Raw genomic sequence first — 16,024 nt, forward strand, 5'->3', positions numbered from 1 at the left:
AGTAAGAAAAATAAAAGCAAATAACAAAAGGCTAGGGGAATGTTCCGCGGCGCTAACGCAATTAATCTGGATACAAAAGGCAGACTAGCTATACCTACGCGGTATCGTCAGTCGCTGCTGGATGATTGTGAGGGACAACTTGTCTGCACTGTCGATACACAGCAAAGCTGTTTGCTACTTTACCCACTTCCCGAATGGGAAGAAATCGAGCTCAAGCTCATTAAGCTCTCTAGTATGGTTCCAGCCGAGCGCAGAATGCAGCGCTTGCTATTAGGCCATGCTTCAGAGGGGGAAATGGATAAAAGCGGTCGAATTCTTATACCTACACCTTTGCGTGCTCACGCAAAGCTATCCAAAGAAGTCATGTTAGTTGGTCAGTTAAACAAATTTGAAATTTGGGATGCCGATGTTTGGGCTCAACAAATTGAGGTTGATATAGACACCGAACGCAAAGGCGAATTTGAACTTACCGAACGGCTACAGGATTTCTCTCTATGACATCGCAAAACACATCATCAACAGGCGAATTTAAGCATATTTCCGTATTGCTTGATGAATGTATCGAGGCGTTATCTATTAAGCCTAATGGCACTTATATTGACGCGACCTTTGGACGTGGAGGCCATTCTGCGCACATTTTAGCGGCGTTAGGTAGTGGCGGAAAACTTATTGCGTTTGATCGCGACCCACAAGCTATCAAGGCAGCTGAGCGCTTTGCCGAGGACGAACGCTTCAGTATTATTCACGCGCCCTTCGGCAATATGGCCGAAGAAATAGAAGCCTTAGGTTTGACGGGGAAAATTGATGGTGTATTGATGGACTTAGGTGTGTCATCACCTCAGCTCGACGATGCTGAACGGGGTTTCAGTTTTCTTCGCGATGGCCCTCTTGATATGCGTATGGATACCTCTAAAGGCCAAAGCGCCGCTGATTGGTTGGCGCACGCAGAAGAGCAAGATATCACGCAAGTTATCAAAGAGTTCGGTGAAGAGAAGTTCGGCAAGCGAATAGCGCATGCCATTGTGAATACGCGCAAGGAAACGCCTATCACTCGTACGGCGCAATTAGCGAAAATTATCGACGAAGCCGTACCGGTAAAAGATAAATATAAGCATCCAGCCACGCGAGCATTCCAAGGCATTCGAATTTATATCAACGCTGAGCTTGAGCAGCTGCGCGTTGGGTTAAAAGCAGCGACGAGGGTGTTGGCGAAAGAAGGTCGATTAGCCGTTATTTCTTTTCACTCATTAGAAGACAGATTGGTTAAACGTTTTATTAAAGATCAGAGTAAAGGGAAGTCGGTTCCTCACAACATGCCCATTACTCAAGCTGAAATTGATGCCGACAAAGTGCTAAAAGCGCTTAGTCGAGCTATCAAGCCATCTGAGCAAGAAGTCATCAACAACGTGCGCTCTCGTAGCTCAGTATTGAGGGTGGCCGAAAAGCTATGACAACGCCGAATAAAGCCAGTACTAATTTTAACTTAATACTGATTATCGTCTCAGATTTGACCCGCAACAAGTTGCGGGTTTTGTTGTATTTGATGGTTATTACAAGTGCTATGGCCGTGATTTTGAGTAGTCACCACAATAGACAGCAAGTTATTGCATTAGAAGACCTTATGCAGGAGAAAGACGAGCTTGACGTTGAGTGGCGAAACCTCGTGCTTGAGCAACGCGCTTTGACCGAGCACAACCGCATCGAAACCTTAGTTGAAAAGCAGCTTGGTATGTATCGCCCTACTGCCGATGATGAAGTGGTGGTTAGACTTAAATGAGCACGGTATCTACTACTCGGTCGCGCAAGAAGACAGGCGCAAAACAAAACGTAACACCAAGTTTCATGCACTGGCGATTCCTCGTTGTGCTTGTGGTTATTACTTCTGTGTTTGGCGTACTTGCAGCCCGCGCCGCGTTTATTCAAGTGATAGAGCCCGATGAGCTTATTCAACAGGGTGACAGCCGCACACTGCGTACACGCAACATGCCCACCTACCGCGGTATTATTACCGACAGAAACGGGGTTGAATTAGCAGTCAGCGTGCCGGTAAGAGCGATATATGCCGATCCAAAAGTAATCCATGAAAACAACGGTTTTGATGAAGTGCGCCGCTGGGATGCACTGGCAGACGTTTTACGTCAGGACGTGACTGAACTAAAAGAAAAGGTAGCAAACCCTAAACGCCGATTCGTGTATCTGCAGCGCCAAGTATCGCCAGCTATGGCCGAATACGTGGACAAACTTGATATTCCCGGTATTTATCTCAGAAGGGAAAGTCGCCGTTATTACCCAACCGGTGAAGTATCAGCACAGCTTATTGGCATCACGGATGTTGATGATACCGGTGTTGAAGGTCTTGAACACATGTTTGATGAGTGGCTAACGGGCACGCCTGGCTCTCGAAAAATCCGTCGCGATGCAAAAGGGCGGCAAGTAGAAATTCTGGAGACCAAAGCAGGCGAAAAAGCCGGTAATCTTCAGCTTGCTATAGACCAACGTATTCAGGCTTTGGCGTATAAAGAAATTAAAGAAGCCATGATTTATTATCAGTCCAGCTCTGCATCGGCCATGGTGGTTGATGTAAAAACGGGCGATGTATTGGCCATGGTAAACGCACCGTCGTTTAATCCTAATGACAGAAGTGACATTGCGCCGCACAGAATGCGTAACCGCGTGATTACTGATGCCTTTGAGCCAGGCTCTGCATTAAAACCACTAGCGGTGCTTACGGCACTTGAATTCGGTGAAGTAGAACCTAACGATACTATTGATACTAGCCCTGGCTGGATGCGGCTTGGCGGTAGTTTGGTCAAAGACTCTCGCAATTACGGTGAACTATCCCTTGAAGAAATTATTCAACACTCGAGCAACATGGGAACGTCTAAGTTAGGGCTTTCAGTACCCAAAAACTTCCTATTAGACACCTATTACAATCTTGGCTTGATGAGCGACACTGGGCTTAATATGTCTGGGGAAAGCAGCGGCATTTTCCATGAAAGAAGCCGGTGGTCGAAATTTGAATTAGCGACACTGTCTTTTGGCTACGGTATTTCGGTAACCACTGCTCAGTTAGCACGGCTTTACGCCACTATCGCCAACGGTGGAATTAAAACGCCACTTAATATGGTGAAGTCGCCAGAGCAGCCTGCATGGCAAGGGCAGGCCGAACGGGTGATTAGTGAAGAGAATGCAAAAGCCATTGTTCAAATGATGGAGAGCGTTACCCAGCGTGGCGGTACAGCAACTAAGGCCGCTGTACCTGGCTACCGCGTTGCGGGCAAAACGGGCACAAGTCGAAAAGCGGTGGCCGGTGGTTATGGCGAAGAGTATGTGAATATTTTCGCAGGTATTGCCCCTGTTTCCGATCCGCGATTAGTCACGGTTGTGCTTATCAATGAGCCTGGTGGCGATCTATACCACGCAGGCGATACCGCTGCCCCTGTATTTTCATCCATTATGGGTGGGGCACTTCACATATTAAATATTACCCCCGATGACAAGCAGGTTACGTTCAGTCGATTTTTGAAGGGAGGTGAAAGTGGTAGCTAACGCCTTCACTCAAAGCATTCGAGCCTTACTCGCAAAGTTTGGTATAGATGCCCCTGATATACGCGTAGAAGGGCTCACCCTTGATAGCCGCGAAGTTAACACGCGCTCAGCGTTTGTTGCCATAAAAGGCCATGAAAGAGACGGTCGTGAATTTATTCCCCAAGCTATTAGCTTAGGTGCAAAAGTGATTCTGGCGCAAACTGACGACAGTGATGCCCATGGCGCCATGGAGATGCGTGACCATAGCGTTATCATCTCGCTTTACCAGTTGCCTAATTTGCTATCCACATTAGCGGGCGCATTTTACGACTACCCTGCACAAAAAATGACATCGGTTGCGGTAACGGGTACAAACGGAAAAACATCGACAGTTCAATTGCTTACGCAGATTAAAGGCGCGCTAGGTACACGCAGTGCCAGTATAGGAACCTTAGGCAGCAGTGTGTTTGAAGGTGCTGATACCCAGTGGCAGACAACGTCAGCGGCAAATACCACGCCTGATGCCATTCGCATGCAGTACTTGTTGGCAGAGTTTGTGCAAAGCGATGTGCAGCACGTTGCGTTTGAGGCGAGTTCTCATGCTCTGGTTCAGGGGCGTCTGAGTCATGTTAAAATCGATATTGCGGTGTTGACCAACTTAACCCGGGATCATCTTGATTATCATGGCTCTATGGAAGAGTACGCAAAGGCTAAACGTTTGTTGCTAGAACAACCGGGACTTGCGGCAATTGTATTAAATGCAAATGATGAAGAAAGTAAGCGTTGGGACAGTGCGGCAGCACAACATATTACTCGTGTGTGGACTGGTGTAACTAGCAACGAAGTTTCGGTAAGTACGTATGAAAACCAAGGCTCTGCTTTAACTACGAGTGCGGAGAAGCCCGCTAGCAAATATTGTTTTGCGCTAAATGCCGAGTATCACGAAGCCGGCTGTCGTTTTGACATCCAAAGCTCTTGGGGGAGTGCCTCGATAGCGCTTCCGTTATTTGGAGCATTTAATGTAGCCAATGTACTGAGTGCCATTGCGACTTTATTACAGCAGGGAGAGCGCTTTAACGAGGTGGTCAGCGCCGTCAACGCAATTACACCCGTTGAAGGACGCATGGAAGTATTTCCCTTTCAAGCTCACGCTAATGTGGTTGTGGATTACGCTCACACCCCCGATGCCCTTGAAAAAGTGCTTGCCAGCGCCAAGGCGCATACAGAAGGAAATGTATGGTGCGTATTTGGCTGCGGTGGAGACAGAGACAAAGGAAAGCGTCCTTTGATGGCGCGCGCGGCAGAAACGGGTGCAGACAGCATAGTGATTACCACCGACAACAGTCGAAGTGAAGCGCCTGAGGACATTGCAAAAGACATTGTTAAAGGGTTGCACAACCCAGACGTTGCGGTGTCTATCCCCGATAGAGAGAAGGCAATTCGTTACTGTTTAGCGCACAGCGCAGCGGGCGACATTATCATCGTGGCGGGTAAAGGCCACGAAAATTACCAAATTATTGGTGATACGAAAATAAATTACGATGAACGTGCAGTAGTGGCGCGACTACAACAGGAATACAGCAAATGATAATTACAACGCTGTCTTGGGTAGCCGAGAAAATAAACGGTACATTAATAGGAAATGATTGCGACGTTTCAAACGTTAGCACAGACACCCGGACAATTAGCGAAGGGGCTATTTATCTTGCACTCAAAGGCCCTAATTTTAATGGTCACGATTTTGTTAACCAAGCACAACGTGCAGGTGCAAAAGCGATAATCGCTAGCGAAGATATTACGACATCCTTACCCGTTATTCAGGTTTCAGACACAAAAGTAGCCTTAGGGTTATTAGGGGCGGCAGTAAAAGCTTCTGTGGCTCCAAAAACTATCGCCATAACAGGCAGCAGTGGCAAAACCACAGTAAAAGAAATGTGCGCATCCATATTGCAAGGTTGCGGAAGTGTGTTGGCCACAAAGGGCAATTTCAACAATGATATTGGCGTCCCGCTTACCTTGCTTCGCCTTGAACCTCATCATGACTTTGCCGTCATGGAGCTTGGTGCAAACCACAAAGGTGAAATTGCCTATACCACTGAACTAGCAAAGCCTGATGTCGCCACCATTGTGAATGCCGCTGCATCACACCTTGAGGGGTTTGGCAGCGTAGAGGGTGTGGCACGAGCAAAAAGCGAAATATTCGATGGCTTAGCAAACAATGGCGTTGCCATAGTAAACATCGATAGTGAATTTGGTGATTTTTGGTTGGACAAAGTGAGTGGTAAGCAAACCCTGACGTTTTCACCTGATCAAAAAAATGCAGCAGACTTCACTGCCACAGATATTGAAATAAAAGACAGCGGCTGTGCGTCTTTTACGCTTAATACACCAGACAGTCACATTGCTATTGCGCTAACTATTCCCGGTATTCACAACGTAGGCAATGCACTACTTGCAGCGGCTCTTACGCTGAATGTTGGAGCCACTCTTGCCGATGTAAGCGCAGGGCTCAGTGCAATGAATCAAGTAGATGGCCGACTTAACGTTAAGCGGCTTAACAAGCAGCTACGGGTGCTTGATGATACTTACAACGCCAACGTTGCCTCGGTGAAAGCCGCTATTAACACCTTGGGCGAATTTTCCGGTGCCAAGGTACTCGTTTTAGGTGATATGGCAGAGCTTGGTGATGAGTCAGATTATTACCATCAGCGCGTCGGTGAGTATGCAAAGCAGCAGGGCATTAATTACCTTTACACTATGGGTGCCCTAAGTCATTTGGCGAGTGACTCATTCGGAGGTCGACACTTCGACAACCTTGACAGTTTACTCGCCTCGCTACAAGACGACGTAGTGACAGCACACCAAGATATTTCAGTTTTGGTAAAAGGATCCCGTAGTTCAAAAATGGAGCGAGTCGTTAAGGCTATTGAAGCCTCTTCATTCGGACAGTGCGATAGTAATGAGGAGCAAAGTAAATGTTAATGTGGCTGGCCGATTGGCTAACTCAATTCGATTCAGGGTTTAACGTATTCTCGTACCTCACGTTACGGGCTATCTTAAGTACGTTGACTGCGCTTCTGATTGCTATTCTTATAGGTCCTAAAATGATCCGCTATTTGCAAAACATGCAAATAGGCCAAACGGTGCGCGACGATGGTCCGCAAAGTCATTTATCGAAGTCTGGAACGCCTACAATGGGCGGCCTCCTCATACTCGCGGCAATCGTAATAAGCGGTTTACTGTGGGCTGATTTATCAAACCGATACGTGCTTGTGACGCTTACCGTGGTAGTGGCTTATGGCATTATTGGTTTTGTTGATGACTACAGAAAAGTAATACGCAAAGACTCGAAGGGTCTTATTGCTAGGTGGAAGTACTTTTGGCAATCAGTGATTGCGTTGGGCGTTGCGTTTTATCTTTACAGTAGCGCTACGCTAAGTGCAGAAACATCCCTACTAGTGCCTTTCTTCAAAGAAGTATTCCCACAGTTAGGGATATTTTTCATCATTATTACTTACTTCGCTATTGTGGGTACCAGTAACGCCGTGAACTTAACCGATGGCCTTGATGGCTTGGCCATTGTGCCGACTATTTTAGTTGCCGGTGCGTTTGCTGTTTTTGCCTATGTGACAGGGAACGCGAACTTCGCGGCCTACCTAAATATTCCACACATCCCCCTTACCAGTGAACTGGTGATTGTCTGCACCGCTATGGTGGGTGCCGGACTCGGCTTTTTGTGGTTTAACACCTATCCAGCTCAAGTATTCATGGGCGATGTGGGCTCGTTAGCCCTAGGTGGCACACTTGGTGTGTTAGCGGTGTTAGTAAGGCAAGAGCTGGTGCTTATCATTATGGGCGGTGTGTTTGTTATAGAGACGCTGTCTGTAATCTTACAAGTGGGCTCTTACAAACTGCGCGGGCAACGTATTTTTAGAATGGCACCTATTCATCATCACTATGAATTGAAGGGTTGGCCTGAACCCAGAGTTATTGTTCGGTTCTGGATCATATCCATTATTTTAGTGCTAGTAGGTCTAGCAACACTGAAGTTGAGATAAGTCGATAATGACGTATAACGTACGCGAGCAAAGCTATGTAGTAGGAGGCCTTGGAATAACAGGTCAGGCTTGCGTGCGCTTCTTACTTCAACAAGGCGCTAGTGTAAAAGCGTTCGATACACGACCCACAGCTTCATCGACAATGGCTTCAATGCCAGAAGCGATGCAAGTAAGCATGAAAGGCAAAATAGAAACGGCTTCTTTGTCTGCCGCTTTTTTCGATAACGTAGATACACTAGTACTCAGCCCTGGCTTATCGCCGGATATAGAGCAAGTTAAGCTAGCGAAGCAGTGTGGCGTTGAAGTCATTGGTGATATAGAGCTTTTTGCTCGACTTAACACCAAACCCGTTGTCGGTATTACCGGTTCAAATGGCAAGACCACAGTGACCTTACTGACTACGCACTTGCTCAACTCACTTGGCGTTAAAGCGATTGCCGCTGGCAATGTAGGGCTTCCTGCTTTAGATACGTTGGATTCTGATGCAGACGTTATTGTGCTTGAGCTTTCTAGCTTTCAGCTTGAAACCACATCAAGCCTGTCGCTCTGTGCCGCCACTATTCTTAATCTGTCCGACGACCACCTTGATCGCCACGGCTCGTTTGAACACTACGCCCTTGCAAAACATCGTATTTTTGATAACGCATCGCAGGCTATTGTGTGGCGCGATGGTCATCATGTCGCACCTCAATCATCCTCTGTTGTACAGTTACACTATGGGTTAGGGGAAGCGCTGCAAGGTTTTGGTGTGAGTGGTTCTACAGATGAACAGCAGCTTACTTTTAACGGTGAGTCTCTTTGCAGTCTAAGCAGCATCCATCTTGCAGGCACGCATAATGTGCTTAACGTAATGGCATCGTTAGGTCTCTGCTATGCGTTAAATAAGAGCCATGCACTAGAGATAAGTCTAGAGGCAGCGGCAACGCATATCGGCAGCTTTGCCAGTGCTCCACACCGCTGTGTTGAAATTGCGAACAATGGCGTGCGCTTCATAGATGACTCAAAAGCCACAAACGTAGGTGCCACCATTGCCGCCCTTGAAGGGTTAGCGCCTGTCACACAAGGTAAACTCATTCTTATTGCTGGTGGAGATGCAAAAGGCGGCGATATTAATGCGCTGTCTCCTTATCTGAACCAGTTTGTCTCACACGTATTTGCTATCGGTAAAGATGCGCCTTTGTTCACCGCTGCTTTTGCCAACACCGTAATAAGCAGCAATTTAAACGACGCAGTAAAAAGTGCATGCAAGGTAGCAAGCAATGGCGATGTGGTATTGCTGTCTCCAGCCTGCGCTAGTATTGATATGTTTAACAACTATATGCACCGTGGAGATGTATTTAAGCAGGCGGTTGAAGAGGTATTAGCAGCATGATGTTAACCTCTACCAAACTCAGCGCGCTATTTGCAGCCAAGCATGATAAACCGCAGCAACCAAAGTACCCTTACGATGCTACCTTGGTGCTGATTGCCCTAGCGCTTATGAGCATAGGCGTCATTATTGTTACCTCGGCATCAATGCCCGTGGCTGACCGATTACACGGTAATCCTTTTCACTTTGCTATTCGCCACGGCATTTATATTGTCGGCGCCATCTTAGCGGCTATTGCTGTATTACAGCTGCCGATGCAGTTTTGGCGCGTGACAAATCCTTACCTTCTTTTTGCCGCAATAGGCCTATTGCTAGCGGTACTGCTTATTGGTCGAACCGTAAACGGCAGTACCCGGTGGTTAGCACTTGGGCCCATTACCATTCAAGCAGCCGAACCGGCAAAGTTATTTTTCTTTGCTTACCTAGCTGGGTACTTAGTTCGTCGTTATGAAGAGGTTACCGAGAATTTAAAAGGGTTTATCAAGCCCCTGGGCGTATTCTTCTTACTTGCGCTTCTACTGTTGTTACAGCCAGATTTAGGCACGGTCGTAGTGATGTTTGCCACCACTATAGGGCTGTTGTTTTTAGCTGGCGCAAGGTTGTGGCAGTTCTTTGCTTTAGTGTTTGTTGGGCTTATGGCAGTGGTTGCGCTTATCGTATTTGAAGAATACCGCCTTAAGCGCGTGACATCGTTCTTAGATCCGTGGGCCGACCCTTTCGGCGCTGGATATCAGCTAACCCAATCGCTAATGGCCTACGGTAGAGGTAATTGGTTTGGCCAAGGGCTAGGGAATAGTCTACAGAAGTTAGAGTTTTTGCCTGAAGCCCATACCGATTTCGTGATGGCAATTTTAGCTGAAGAGCTGGGCTTTGTAGGCGTTCTTGCTGTGCTAGGTCTTATTTTATGGATGGTGATTAAAGCGCTGCATATTGGCAATCACGCATTGGAGAGAGGACGAGCCTTCGACGGTTTCCTATCTTACAGTATCGGCATTTGGTTTAGCTTTCAAACGGCGGTAAATATTGGCGCTAGCGCAGGTATTTTACCCACAAAAGGGCTTACACTACCCCTTGTCAGTTACGGTGGTTCTTCCCTTATTATCATGTCGATTGCCGTTGCCATTTTATTGCGAATAGACTTTGAGCTTCGCGTAGATGGCGTACAAGCGTTAAACCGCGGGGAAAAGAGAAAGGCTAAGGCTTCTGCATCAAACGCTGAAGACTTACATACTCCAGACTCAAATGCCCTAGACTCAAATGCCTCAGGCTCAAATAAAAGCGCTGGGGCGAATGCTTCTCCAAGGGCTACACCTAACTCTTCTAGTGCTAAAGCAAAACCGGAAGACGAAGGAAAGGCCGGTATTAAAGCTATACTCGCGCGGGTAGCCGAGGAGGCCGATAATGACTAAGCGTTGTCTTATTATGGCCGGCGGCACTGGCGGGCATGTATTCCCTGGGCTCGCAGTAGCCAACGCGTTGCGTACAGAAGGATGGGATATTCATTGGCTTGGAACTGCCGAGCGAATGGAAGCGAACGTGGTGCCAAAGCACGATATTCCTATTCACTTTATTCCGGTAAAGGGTTTACGTGGCAAAGGTATGTCAGCGCGTATTAAAGGTGGCATTGCGCTACTAAAAAGTTTGCTATCGGCTAGGCGTATTATCAAGCGTATACAGCCTGATATTGTCGTCGGTTTTGGTGGTTACGCGAGTGGACCTGGTGGCATAGCGGCGAAGACCCTTGGCATTCCGGTGATTATTCACGAGCAAAATGCGGCTGCCGGAATGACCAACAAACTATTGAGTAAAGTGGCGCATCGCGTGTTGCTTGGGTTTGAGGATGCGAAAGCGCAATTTACTAATGTGGCCAGTAAAGTACACGTTGTTGGCAACCCAGTAAGAGACGATATTTGGGAAGTCTCTAGTAAGTCTCAGTTACAGAAGGTTCATCAAAGCGAACCTCAAGCGGTTAATAGCTCGGCCAGTGTTTTAGAAAAAAGCTCAGAGATTAGCTCAGAGGAAAGCGTCAATACAGCCAATGAGAGCAACGCTTCATGCCTTAACATGCTAGTTGTTGGCGGCAGTCTGGGAGCGCAAGTGCTCAACGAAGTAGTGCCGCAAGTGTGCAGCGCATTAAAAGGGTTATCCATTGTGCATCAATGCGGCAAAGATAACGCCTCGCCTGTAAAACAAACCTACGATAATTTGGGTGCTAATACTGTTGATGTAACGGTGAGTGATTTTATTGACGATATGGCAGACGCTTACGAATGGGCCGATTTTATTGTATGCAGAGCAGGCGCGCTTACCGTTAGCGAAGTTGCTGCGGCGGGAAGGGCGGCGATTTTTGTTCCGCTGCCTCATGCGGTGGACGATCATCAAACTAAAAATGCACAATCGCTGGTTAAGCACAGCGCTGGCGTTATGATTGTGCAATCGGTATTAAAAGAGAATTTAGGGCAAACCGTTCGTCACTGGATACAGCATCCAGAGGACTGTTTGAAAATGGGCGAGCTTGCACGTAAATGCGCAAGCCCCCACGCCACACACCAAGTAGTAAGCCACATTAAGTCAGTGGTAGGAGTAGGGGACTAATGGTTTTTAAAACCCCATTTGAAAGCCCGCAAATGCGTCGGGTTAATAATATTTTCTTTATCGGTATCGGCGGCGCCGGTATGGGTGGTATTGCAGAAGTTCTTCTTAATGAAGGGTATCAAATAGCGGGCTCAGATATTCAAGAGGGCCCAATGACAAAACGCCTTAGCGAGTTAGGTGCTGACGTTAAAATTGGACACCGAGCGGAAAATGTCGATGGCATGGATGTGATCGTCGTCTCTAGCGCGATTAACGAGGAAAACCCTGAAATCATCACCGCAAGAGAAAACCGTATCCCCATTATTCGCCGAGCTGAAATGCTTGCTGAGCTAATGCGTTTTCGCCACGGAATAGCCGTTGCTGGTACGCATGGTAAAACGACCACGACCAGCTTAATTTCGACCATTTTTGCTGAGGCCCACTACGACCCAACCTTCGTGATTGGTGGGTTGCTAAATAGTGCTGGCACCAATGCCCGCTTAGGGAAAAGTCGTTACCTTATTGCTGAGGCTGATGAAAGCGATGCATCATTTTTGCACCTACAGCCTATGGTCTCTGTAGTGACCAATATTGAAGCTGACCACATGGATACCTATGGCGGCGACTTCTCAAAGGTTAAAGATACCTTTGTGGATTTTCTGTCTAACCTGCCGTTTTACGGTCAGGCCATTGTGTGTGGCGATGATACTAATATTCAAGAAATACGCCCGCGTATAGGCAGAAGCATCGTTACTTATGGCTTTGAGGAGCATAACGACTATCGCGCCAAGAACATTACGCTGTCCTTTGGTAAAGCAAATTTCACTGTACACCGACCTGATGCTGAGCCCCTTGAGATAATGCTCAACTTAACCGGTAATCACAATGTGCTTAATGCGCTCGCCGCCATAGCGGTAGCTTGTGATGAAGGTATTGATGATGAATCAATAGTAAGCGCACTGGCAAGCTTTGGCGGCATAGGGCGTCGATTCGAACAGTTAGGCACGTTTAATACCAGTAAAGGTGAAGTGTGTTTAGTCGATGACTACGGCCATCACCCTACCGAAGTAAAGGCGACAATTGCGGCAGCAACAGCCAATTGGCCAGACAATCGCTTAGTGATGGTTTATCAGCCTCACCGCTACACGCGAACTCGAGATTTGTATGAAGACTTTGTTGAGGTGCTATCAAGTGTTGATGCACTGCTGTTGCTTGATGTGTATGCCGCTAGCGAGCAGCCCATTGAAGGGGCAGATAGCAAGTCATTGTGTCGCTCTATTCGACAACGAGGCCAAATAGAGCCTGTATATGTGGGTGATAAAGAGGCGTTGCCCTCTATATTGGCCAACATATTACAAGGCGGCGATATTGTTATGACGCAGGGCGCAGGCAATATCGGTCAAATTTCAAAACGATTAGCGGCGTGTGAATTAGAGCCAGCAAAGCTTGCTAGCGAAGGAGGTGACCATGCTTAAGCCAATGGTGACTTCTCATACACCAGAGCAATACGGCAAAGTTGCCGTGTTACTTGGTGGTGACTCTGCCGAGCGCGAGGTATCGCTTAATTCGGGTAACACGGTGTTAAACGCCCTGCTACGACAAGGGGTTGATGCCTTTGCTTTTGACCCTGCCGAACGCCCGCTTACCGATTTGATTGACTTAAACGTCGATCGCGCGCTTATCATGCTGCACGGTCGCGGCGGTGAAGATGGTTCTATGCAAGGGGCACTTCAGCTGCTCAAAATTCCCTATACTGGCAGTCGAGTTTTAGGCTCTGCATTGGCAATGGACAAAATCCACACTAAGCAGGTGTGGCAAAGTCTTGGCTTACCTACGGCGAAATATGAAATTGCTGACAAAAGGCGCTTTGATGCTGGTAAGTGCAGCGCTATAATGGAAAAGTTGGGAAATGAGGTCATGGTAAAACCGGCTCAAGAAGGGTCGAGTATTGGCATGGCAAAGGTGACAAGCGCTAAACAACTAGAAACGGCTGTTCAAGATGCCTTTCAATATGACGATCAAGTATTGCTAGAGCAGTATATCGACGGCCCTGAGTTTACTGTTTCTGTTGTTCAGGGGCAGGCTTTACCGTCAATTCGTATGTCTACGCCTCACACGTTCTACGACTATGCTGCGAAATATCAGGATAATACAACCGAATACTTTTGCCCAAGCGGCTTATCAGAAGCGCAAGAAGTGCAGCTGGCATCGCTAGCATCTCGCGCTTTTGACGCTATTTCAGGAAGCGGCTGGGGAAGAGTAGACGTGATGCAGGACAATCAGCGCCAGTTTTATTTGCTAGAAGCGAATACGGTGCCCGGTATGACTGAAAAAAGCTTAGTGCCAAAGGCAGCAAAAGTGGCAGGGCTGAGCTTCGATGAGTTGGTGTTAAGTATTTTATCAACGAGCTTCGATAGCGTTGCTTATATTGCTAATGACTAAAGCCGCGCGAATGACAAAAGCCGCTGATGAGTCGGGCGCAGGTTCAAAAGCTAAAGCGCCGAAGAACAATAGGCGCACAATGTGGGCCGGCGTACTCTTTTTGCTGTTGGTGATATCGGGTGTGGTGTTTGGCGGCATGAAAGCCAATCAGTACTTGCATGATGAACAACAAATGCCGGTACAAGTTATCGATTTTTCTGGGGATTACCAGCATATCGATATCACTAAGCTAGAGAGATTGATTAGAAAGGCGCAGCCCGGCAGTTTTTTTGCTTTGGATGTTAATGACGTGTTTGAGTTAGTTGAAGCACAGTCATGGGTATACCGCGCGTCGGTTCGCAAAAAGTGGCCGAACACGCTGAAGATTTATTTGGTTGAGCAGCAAGCCGTTGCAAAGTGGAACGAAGACTTGCTGCTTAATCCGTACGGCGACACCTTTAATGACGAAGGCGTTGAGATTGATTTGCCGCGGCTGTATGGTCCCGGTGGTAGTGAGAAAACAGCGCTAGAAGGCTTTAACAGCATGCATGCACTGATAGGCACTACCAATATGGCTATTGATGAACTGTCACTCAGCGAGCGATTTGCTTGGCAGGTACAGCTAGAAAATGGCATTAGATTGAATTTAGGGCGCCAGGATTTTATCGATAGGCTACAGCGCTTTATCGATGTGTATCCACTGTTAGCGCAACAAGAGAAGGCTGTACGTTACGTCGACCTTCGCTATGACACTGGTGTCGCTGTTGGTTGGAATGAAAACGACAGCAGCAACACGACAAACAAAGAGAGTTAAGAAAACCATGTCAAAACCTGCGGAACGCAATTTGATTGTAGGACTAGATATCGGCACCAGCCAAGTTAAGGCCGTGGTGGGCGAAGTACTAGATGATGATCAAATCAGTATTGTTGGTGTGGGCACTCATGCATCGAAAGGCATGGATAAAGGTGGCGTTAACGATCTGAATTTAGTGGTAAAATCAGTACAACGTGCTGTTAATGAAATGGAATTAATGGCAGATTGTCGTGTTTCGTCGGTGTTTATGTCTATCTCAGGACGTCATGTTAAATGCCAAAACGAAAACGGCATGGTGCCAATTAACAATCAAGAAGTGACACAAGAAGACGTGGACAACGTTATTCACGCGGCGCGCAGTGTGCCAATAGCAGCTGAAAGACGCTTACTTCACGTGTTGCCACAAGAGTTTACTATTGATGTGCAAGAGGGGATTAAAAACCCCATTGGTATGTCAGGGGTGCGTATGGAGGCCGATGCACACATCATTACTTGTGCAGACGATATGGCTAAAAATATGGTGAAGTGTGTAGAGCGCTGCGAACTAAACGCAGACCAGCTTATTTTCTCTGCACTGGCCTCAAGTTATGCAGTACTCACTGACGATGAGCGCGAATTAGGCGTCTGTGTGGTTGATATAGGTGGCGGCACCATGGATATGGTTATTTACACTGATGGCGCAATTCGTCACACTGCAGTAATACCTGTTGCTGGCAATCAGATTACGAGCGACATAGCGAAAATATTTAGAACACCTATCAGCAATGCGGAAGAGATTAAAATCAACTACGCGTGTGCACTAAAAGATATGGTGAGTATGGAAGACAGCATTGAAGTGCCTAGCGTGGGTGGACGCCCTGCCAGAGTCATGTCTCGTCATACATTAGCGGAGGTCATTGAGCCTCGCTATCAAGAACTTTTTGAACTGGTACATGATGAGATTCGTGCCAGTGGTCTGGAAGAGCAAATTGCTGCGGGCCTTGTGCTTACAGGAGGCACCGCGAAGATGGAAGGTGCTGTTGAATTTGCCGAAGAACTTTTCCAGATGCCCGTTCGCGTGGGCAAACCTATCAATGTAAAAGGCTTAGCCGAATATGTTGATGATGCCGGATTTGCAACTGTAGTAGGTTTACTGCAATACGGCAAAGTACAAACTGATAATAAGAATTCCAGTACGCAGAAATCGAGCGAAAGTTTGTTTCATCGAGTGCAAAGCTGGTTCAAAGGTGAATTTTAATTTTTTAGGGGGCGCTGCAGTAA

14 protein-coding genes are annotated in these 16,024 nt (G+C 47.3%); all 14 read left to right on the forward strand.

The genetic code is table 11. The features are described 5' to 3' along the window. The first annotated feature begins 39 nt into the window (after positions 1–39). Positions 40–498: a division/cell wall cluster transcriptional repressor MraZ gene (gene mraZ, locus GTQ48_RS00985; RefSeq protein WP_032097455.1), complete on the forward strand. Its 459-nt coding sequence runs from the start codon at positions 40–42 to the stop codon at positions 496–498. Continuing rightward, positions 495–1,451: a 16S rRNA (cytosine(1402)-N(4))-methyltransferase RsmH gene (gene rsmH / locus GTQ48_RS00990; RefSeq protein WP_163104570.1), complete on the forward strand. Its 957-nt coding sequence runs from the start codon at positions 495–497 to the stop codon at positions 1,449–1,451. The genes mraZ and rsmH overlap by 4 nt, the downstream gene beginning before the upstream one ends. Beyond that, entirely contained in the window at positions 1,448–1,777 is a 330-nt protein-coding gene (gene ftsL / locus GTQ48_RS00995) for a cell division protein FtsL (RefSeq protein ID WP_032097457.1), read from the forward strand. The genes rsmH and ftsL overlap by 4 nt, the downstream gene beginning before the upstream one ends. Continuing rightward, positions 1,774–3,549, forward strand: a complete 1,776-nt coding sequence (locus GTQ48_RS01000) for a penicillin-binding transpeptidase domain-containing protein (protein WP_163104572.1) — start codon at positions 1,774–1,776, stop codon at positions 3,547–3,549. Before ftsL ends, GTQ48_RS01000 begins: the two co-directional genes overlap by 4 nt. Continuing rightward, a complete protein-coding gene (locus GTQ48_RS01005; RefSeq protein ID WP_163104574.1) occupies positions 3,539–5,116 on the forward strand; it encodes a UDP-N-acetylmuramoyl-L-alanyl-D-glutamate--2,6-diaminopimelate ligase in 1,578 nt (525 codons plus the stop codon). Before GTQ48_RS01000 ends, GTQ48_RS01005 begins: the two co-directional genes overlap by 11 nt. Then, positions 5,113–6,510: a UDP-N-acetylmuramoyl-tripeptide--D-alanyl-D-alanine ligase gene (locus tag GTQ48_RS01010; protein ID WP_163104576.1), complete on the forward strand. Its 1,398-nt coding sequence runs from the start codon at positions 5,113–5,115 to the stop codon at positions 6,508–6,510. Before GTQ48_RS01005 ends, GTQ48_RS01010 begins: the two co-directional genes overlap by 4 nt. Beyond that, positions 6,504–7,586: a phospho-N-acetylmuramoyl-pentapeptide-transferase gene (gene mraY / locus GTQ48_RS01015; protein WP_032097461.1), complete on the forward strand. Its 1,083-nt coding sequence runs from the start codon at positions 6,504–6,506 to the stop codon at positions 7,584–7,586. The genes GTQ48_RS01010 and mraY overlap by 7 nt, the downstream gene beginning before the upstream one ends. A gap of 7 nt (positions 7,587–7,593) precedes the next feature. Next, positions 7,594–8,958: a UDP-N-acetylmuramoyl-L-alanine--D-glutamate ligase gene (gene murD / locus GTQ48_RS01020; protein ID WP_163104578.1), complete on the forward strand. Its 1,365-nt coding sequence runs from the start codon at positions 7,594–7,596 to the stop codon at positions 8,956–8,958. Then, positions 8,955–10,364, forward strand: coding sequence for a cell division protein FtsW (ftsW, locus tag GTQ48_RS01025; protein WP_203565041.1), 1,410 nt, complete (start codon positions 8,955–8,957; stop codon positions 10,362–10,364). The genes murD and ftsW overlap by 4 nt, the downstream gene beginning before the upstream one ends. Beyond that, positions 10,357–11,550, forward strand: coding sequence for an undecaprenyldiphospho-muramoylpentapeptide beta-N-acetylglucosaminyltransferase (gene murG / locus GTQ48_RS01030; RefSeq protein ID WP_163104580.1), 1,194 nt, complete (start codon positions 10,357–10,359; stop codon positions 11,548–11,550). The genes ftsW and murG overlap by 8 nt, the downstream gene beginning before the upstream one ends. Further along, complete coding sequence (gene murC / locus GTQ48_RS01035) at positions 11,550–13,004, forward strand: UDP-N-acetylmuramate--L-alanine ligase (protein WP_163104582.1); 1,455 nt, start codon at positions 11,550–11,552, stop codon at positions 13,002–13,004. Before murG ends, murC begins: the two co-directional genes overlap by 1 nt. Continuing rightward, positions 12,997–13,971: a D-alanine--D-alanine ligase gene (locus GTQ48_RS01040; protein ID WP_163104584.1), complete on the forward strand. Its 975-nt coding sequence runs from the start codon at positions 12,997–12,999 to the stop codon at positions 13,969–13,971. Before murC ends, GTQ48_RS01040 begins: the two co-directional genes overlap by 8 nt. Positions 13,972–14,050: 79 nt before the next feature. Continuing rightward, positions 14,051–14,764, forward strand: coding sequence for a cell division protein FtsQ/DivIB (locus tag GTQ48_RS01045; RefSeq protein ID WP_239059961.1), 714 nt, complete (start codon positions 14,051–14,053; stop codon positions 14,762–14,764). A gap of 7 nt (positions 14,765–14,771) precedes the next feature. Beyond that, a complete protein-coding gene (ftsA, locus tag GTQ48_RS01050) occupies positions 14,772–16,001 on the forward strand; it encodes a cell division protein FtsA (protein ID WP_032097467.1) in 1,230 nt (409 codons plus the stop codon). Positions 16,002–16,024 lie beyond the last annotated feature (23 nt).

Origin of the sequence: Alteromonas genovensis, assembly GCF_010500895.1 — a bacterium.
Classification (GTDB): Bacteria; Pseudomonadota; Gammaproteobacteria; order Enterobacterales; family Alteromonadaceae; genus Alteromonas; species Alteromonas genovensis.